The sequence below is a fragment of the Pseudenhygromyxa sp. WMMC2535 genome, from assembly GCF_011083025.2.
Genome location: NZ_JABJWV010000038.1, coordinates 1 through 5519 on the forward strand (window position 1 = coordinate 1; position 5519 = coordinate 5519).

The 5519-nt window shown below is 68.3% G+C and carries 5 protein-coding genes and 4 pseudogenes; 5 read left to right on the forward strand and 4 right to left on the reverse strand.

Annotation, left to right across the window (positions count from 1 at the left end; all coding sequences use genetic code 11):
- Nucleotides 1–130: 130 nt before the first annotated feature.
- Both rpsI (G6O69_RS39200) and rplM (G6O69_RS39205) read right to left on the reverse strand, forming a co-directional pair.
- Nucleotides 131–513: pseudogene (rpsI, locus tag G6O69_RS39200) on the reverse strand (30S ribosomal protein S9).
- Between the two features lie 10 nt (nt 514–523).
- Nucleotides 524–952 carry a 50S ribosomal protein L13 gene (gene rplM / locus G6O69_RS39205; protein ID WP_172305664.1) on the reverse strand — a complete coding sequence of 143 codons (429 nt, stop codon included), beginning with the start codon at nt 950–952 and terminating at the stop codon, nt 524–526.
- A gap of 406 nt (nt 953–1358) precedes the next feature.
- Between rplM (G6O69_RS39205) and G6O69_RS41395 the strand changes: the two are divergent.
- The 3 genes and pseudogenes from G6O69_RS41395 to G6O69_RS42760 form a co-directional block, all read left to right on the forward strand.
- Nucleotides 1359–1613, forward strand: a pseudogene (locus G6O69_RS41395) (response regulator); the annotation flags it as partial.
- A 227-nt stretch (nt 1614–1840) separates the two neighbouring features.
- Complete coding sequence (locus G6O69_RS41400) at nt 1841–2260, forward strand: GGDEF domain-containing protein (protein ID WP_255216893.1); 420 nt, start codon at nt 1841–1843, stop codon at nt 2258–2260.
- 176 nt (nt 2261–2436) lie between these two features.
- Nucleotides 2437–2778 (forward strand): NAD(+)/NADH kinase, encoded by a 342-nt coding sequence (locus G6O69_RS42760; protein WP_346017183.1) that lies wholly within the window; start codon nt 2437–2439, stop codon nt 2776–2778.
- 74 nt (nt 2779–2852) lie between these two features.
- On the opposite strand, the pseudogene G6O69_RS39220 reads toward G6O69_RS42760, so the two are convergent.
- Nucleotides 2853–3236, reverse strand: a pseudogene (locus G6O69_RS39220) (NAD(+)/NADH kinase); the annotation flags it as partial.
- Between the two features lie 45 nt (nt 3237–3281).
- On the reverse strand, nt 3282–4277 hold the full coding sequence (locus tag G6O69_RS39225) for a response regulator (RefSeq protein ID WP_172305665.1): 996 nt from the start codon (nt 4275–4277) through the stop codon (nt 3282–3284).
- Between the two features lie 312 nt (nt 4278–4589).
- Here G6O69_RS39225 and rplM (G6O69_RS39230) point away from each other — a divergent pair, with 312 nt between their 5' ends.
- Nucleotides 4590–5018 carry a 50S ribosomal protein L13 gene (gene rplM / locus G6O69_RS39230; protein WP_172305664.1) on the forward strand — a complete coding sequence of 143 codons (429 nt, stop codon included), beginning with the start codon at nt 4590–4592 and terminating at the stop codon, nt 5016–5018.
- Between the two features lie 10 nt (nt 5019–5028).
- Nucleotides 5029–5385: pseudogene (rpsI, locus tag G6O69_RS39235) on the forward strand (30S ribosomal protein S9); the annotation flags it as partial.
- Nucleotides 5386–5519 lie beyond the last annotated feature (134 nt).

Genomic DNA, 5519 nt, shown 5'->3' on the forward strand with positions numbered 1-5519 from the left:
TGGAGCAGCCCTGGCTCGGGTGCCAGGATCGTCCGAGCGCGAGCGGGTGGGGCGCGGCAGCGAGCGACGCTTCGAAAACGAAAAAGCCCTCGCGGTGGCGAGGGCTTTTTTTGCCGAAGCGGCGGGGCGACTAGCGCTTGCTGAACTGGAAGCGCGCGCGAGCGCCACGGCGGCCGTACTTCTTGCGCTCTTTCTTGCGGGGGTCGCGGGTCAGGTGACCCTCGGCCTTGAGCTCACCACGGAACTCGCCGTTGACCCGAAGCAGGGCGCGAGCGATGCCGAGGCGGACGGCGCCAGCCTGACCGGAGAGCCCGCCGCCCTTGGCGGTGGCCCAGATGTCGTACTGCTCGCGGTACCCGTCGCGTGCAGGGGCTGCTCGACAAACTTCATGTTGGTCGCGCGCGTGAGGTAGTCCTCGGCGTCGCGGCGGTTGATGGTGATCTTGCCTTCGCCGGGCATCAGCCAGACGCGGGCGATGGCGGTCTTGCGCCGGCCGGTCGCGTAGTACTTCATGACGGTTCGCTCAGAGCTGGTAGGGCTGGGGGTTCTGCGCGCCGTGGGGGTGTTCGGCGCCGGCGTAGACCTTCAGCTTCTTGAAGGTCTTGCGGCCGAGGGGACCCTTGGGGAGCATGCGCTTGACGGCGCTGCTGATGATCACCTCGGGCTTCTTGGCCAGCATCTCCCGCGCGGTGCGGGTCTTCATGTGGCCGAGGAAGCCAGTGAACTTGTTGTAGGTCTGCTGATCCAGCTTGTTGCCGGTGAAGCGGACCTTGTCGGCGTTGATGCAGACCACGAAGTCGCCGGCGTCGAGGTGCGGCGTGAAGGTAGGCTTGTGCTTGCCGCGGAGCAAGCTAGCGATCTTCGACGCGGCGCGACCGACGGTCTGACCCTCGAGATCGATGATCAGCCACGCGCGCTCGATGTCGGCCGGATTGGGGTAGGGGGTACCCATGGGACGGAGAGATTTAGAGGAGGGGTTTTAGGGTGTCAAGCAGTCTCGTGACCCCATTTGCGGGGTCACGGACGAGAGCTGACCGAGGCGGGAACGTTTACCATGGGAAGTCTGGAGACTTCCAGCGGCGTTCTCGGGGCCTTGCGCTGGTCGCGGACTCGAATTCGGCGGTCCATGTGTGGATCCACGCGAAGTGCACGGCTCCAGGTGGGGAGATCGGAGCGTGACCGCGACGACACTGGATGGCTTTGGCGATCGGGATGAAATGTAAGGCTGTGCGGGAGGCCCTCGAAGGTCCATAATCGCGGGAGTCAATGAGTACGCCACGCGCGAAGATACTCGTCGCAGACGATTCCTCGGTCGAACGTGCGGCTGCGCGCTCGGCGCTCGAGGAGGCCGGATATGCGTGGCCGAAGCTGTCGACGGCCAGCAGGCGCTCGAAGTGTTCGCGCGCGAGCGTCCCGACCTCGTCCTCCTCGACGTCGTGATGCCCCGTCTCACCGGGCTGGAGACCTGTCGGATCCTCAAGGCCAAGGCGCAGGGCAACTACCTGCCGGTGATCATGGTCAGCACCCGCAACTCGGTGAACGCCCGGGTCGAGGGGCTGCGAAGCGGCGCCGACGACTACCTGGGCAAGCCCTACGACGCCGAAGAGCTGCGCGCCCGGGTCGAGGCGCTGCTGCGCACGCGCAAGGTCATCGCCGAGCGGGCGGCGGCCGAGGGCGGCGACGAGGAGCCGCCCGAAGAGGTCCCCGTGGCCCCGGCGGCCAGCGCTCGCTCGCGCGGCGACGGAGAGTCCAAGGGCTCGCGGGTGCTCAACGAGGCCTTCACCCGTCGGGCCGAAGAAGAGTTCGATCGCGCCGAGCGCTACAGCGATCCCTGGCTTGCCTGCGCGTCGAGCTCGACAACTTCGAGACCCTGCTCAAGCGCCACTCCTCCGAGGCCGTGGCCGGGCTGGTGCGATCGCTGCGCGACGTCATCGAGATCAGCGTGCGCAAGATCGACTTGGTGTTCCGCCTCGACGAGCGCGGCTACATCTTGCTGCTGCCCAACACCCACTTCCCGGGGGCGCTCGCGGTCGCCGAGCGGATCTCCTTGGACACCAGCAAGCTGGTCCTCGACGCCGAGCCCAACTTGCGCTGCACGGTGAGCGTGGGCGTGTCCTTCTTCCCCAACAAGGACACGCACTCGGTCCAGGATCTGATCGACCTCGTCGGCGCGGCGCTCGAGCGGGCGCGCAGCGAGGGCGGCGGCAAGATCTGCCTGTTCCAGCATCAGGGCTACCTCTACGCCCCCGAGGCGAGCTGAGCTCGGGAGCCCCCGGGCGCTCGGCTCGCGCATCAAGGTCGTCTCGTGCTGCTCCCCTGCACTCCATCGCGCCGGCGCGGCGAATCCTGCTCTATCCGCGCGAGGATGGCCCCGCCGCGTTCCCGTCCACGAGTGAGGCGGCGGCGTGGCTGGTCGAGCGCGGGGTCGGGGTCGCGGTGCCGACCCACGTCCACGAGCAGCGCGACAACCCCTGGCTCGAGCTCCCCGACGAGGTCGTGCCCGTCGATCTCGAGGCCCTGCCCGCGGACTTCGATCTCGCCGTGGCCCTCGGCGGCGACGGGACCTTGCTCCGGGCGAGCCGCTGGGTCGCCGACCTCGACGTCCCGGTGCTCGGGATCAACCTCGGCGACCTCGGCTTCTTGTCGGCCTACGGCCGCGAGCAGATCGTCGAGGCCCTGGCCGACGCGCTCGCCGGCCGGCTGAGCTGGGAGCCGCGCCAGCGCATGCAGGTCGAGGTCCTGCGCCGAGGCGAGCGCTTTGGGTCAGAGTCAGCCTGACCAAAGCGCTCGCCTCGGCGCAGGACCTCGACCTGCATGCGCTGGCGCGGCTCCCAGCTCAGCCGGCCGGCGAGCGCGTCGGCCAGGGCCTCGACGATCTGCTCGCGGCCGTAGGCCGACAAGAAGCCGAGGTCGCCGAGGTTGATCCCGAGCACCGGGACGTCGAGGTCGGCGACCCAGCGGCTCGCCCGGAGCAAGGTCCCGTCGCCGCCGAGGGCCACGGCGAGATCGAAGTCCGCGGGCAGGGCCTCGAGATCGACGGGCACGACCTCGTCGGGGAGCTCGAGCCAGGGGTTGTCGCGCTGCTCGTGGACGTGGGTCGGCACCGCGACCCCGACCCCGCGCTCGACCAGCCACGCCGCCGCCTCACTCGTGGACGGGAACGCGGCGGGGCCATCCTCGCGCGGATAGAGCAGGATTCGCCGCGCCGGCGCGATGGAGTGCAGGGGGAGCAGCACGAGACGACCTTGATGCGCGAGCCGAGCGCCCGGGGGCTCCCGAGCTCAGCTCGCCTCGGGGGCGTAGAGGTAGCCCTGATGCTGGAACAGGCAGATCTTGCCGCCGCCCTCGCTGCGCGCCCGCTCGAGCGCCGCGCCGACGAGGTCGATCAGATCCTGGACCGAGTGCGTGTCCTTGTTGGGGAAGAAGGACACGCCCACGCTCACCGTGCAGCGCAAGTTGGGCTCGGCGTCGAGGACCAGCTTGCTGGTGTCCAAGGAGATCCGCTCGGCGACCGCGAGCGCCCCCGGGAAGTGGGTGTTGGGCAGCAGCAAGATGTAGCCGCGCTCGTCGAGGCGGAACACCAAGTCGATCTTGCGCACGCTGATCTCGATGACGTCGCGCAGCGATCGCACCAGCCCGGCCACGGCCTCGGAGGAGTGGCGCTTGAGCAGGGTCTCGAAGTTGTCGAGCTCGACGCGCAGGCAAGCCAGGGGATCGCTGTAGCGCTCGGCGCGATCGAACTCTTCTTCGGCCCGACGGGTGAAGGCCTCGTTGAGCACCCGCGAGCCCTTGGACTCTCCGTCGCCGCGCGAGCGAGCGCTGGCCGCCGGGGCCACGGGGACCTCTTCGGGCGGCTCCTCGTCGCCGCCCTCGGCCGCCGCCCGCTCGGCGATGACCTTGCGCGTGCGCAGCAGCGCCTCGACCCGGGCGCGCAGCTCTTCGGCGTCGTAGGGCTTGCCCAGGTAGTCGTCGGCGCCGCTTCGCAGCCCCTCGACCCGGGCGTTCACCGAGTTGCGGGTGCTGACCATGATCACCGGCAGGTAGTTGCCCTGCGCCTTGGCCTTGAGGATCCGACAGGTCTCCAGCCCGGTGAGACGGGGCATCACGACGTCGAGGAGGACGAGGTCGGGACGCTCGCGCGCGAACACTTCGAGCGCCTGCTGGCCGTCGACAGCTTCGGCCACGGCATATCCGGCCTCCTCGAGCGCCGAGCGCGCAGCCGCACGTTCGACCGAGGAATCGTCTGCGACGAGTATCTTCGCGCGTGGCGTACTCATTGACTCCCGCGATTATGGACCTTCGAGGGCCTCCCGCACAGCCTTACATTTCATCCCGATCGCCAAAGCCATCCAGTGTCGTCGCGGTCACGCTCCGATCTCCCCACCTGGAGCCGTGCACTTCGCGTGGATCCACACATGGACCGCCGAATTCGAGTCCGCGACCAGCGCAAGGCCCGAGAACGCCGCTGGAAGTCTCCAGACTTCCCATGGTAAACGTTCCCGCCTCGGTCAGCTCTCGTCCGTGACCCCGCAAATGGGTCACGAGACTGCTTGACACCCTAAAACCCCTCCTCTAAATCTCTCCGTCCCATGGGTACCCCCTACCCCAATCCGGCCGACATCGAGCGCGCGTGGCTGATCATCGATCTCGAGGGTCAGACCGTCGGTCGCGCCGCGTCGAAGATCGCTAGCTTGCTCCGCGGCAAGCACAAGCCTACCTTCACGCCGCACCTCGACGCCGGCGACTTCGTGGTCTGCATCAACGCCGACAAGGTCCGCTTCACCGGCAACAAGCTGGATCAGCAGACCTACAACAAGTTCACTGGCTTCCTCGGCCACATGAAGACCCGCACCGCGCGGGAGATGCTGGCCAAGAAGCCCGAGGTGATCATCAGCAGCGCCGTCAAGCGCATGCTCCCCAAGGGTCCCCTCGGCCGCAAGACCTTCAAGAAGCTGAAGGTCTACGCCGGCGCCGAACACCCCCACGGCGCGCAGAACCCCCAGCCCTACCAGCTCTGAGCGAACCGTCATGAAGTACTACGCGACCGGCCGGCGCAAGACCGCCATCGCCCGCGTCTGGCTGATGCCCGGCGAAGGCAAGATCACCATCAACCGCCGCGACGCCGAGGACTACCTCACGCGCGCGACCAACATGAAGTTTGTCGAGCAGCCCCTGCACGCGACGGGTACCCGCGAGCAGTACGACATCTGGGCCACCGCCAAGGGCGGCGGGCTCTCCGGTCAGGCTGGCGCCGTCCGCCTCGGCATCGCTCGCGCCCTGCTTCGGGTCAACGGCGAGTTCCGTGGTGAGCTCAAGGCCGAGGGTCACCTGACCCGCGACCCCCGCAAGAAAGAGCGCAAGAAGTACGGCCGCCGTGGCGCTCGCGCGCGCTTCCAGTCAGCAAGCGCTAGTCGCCCCGCCGCTTCGGCAAAAAAAGCCCTCGCCACCGCGAGGGCTTTTTCGTTTTCGAAGCGTCGCTCGCTGCCGCGCCCCACCCGCTCGCGCTCGGACGATCCTGG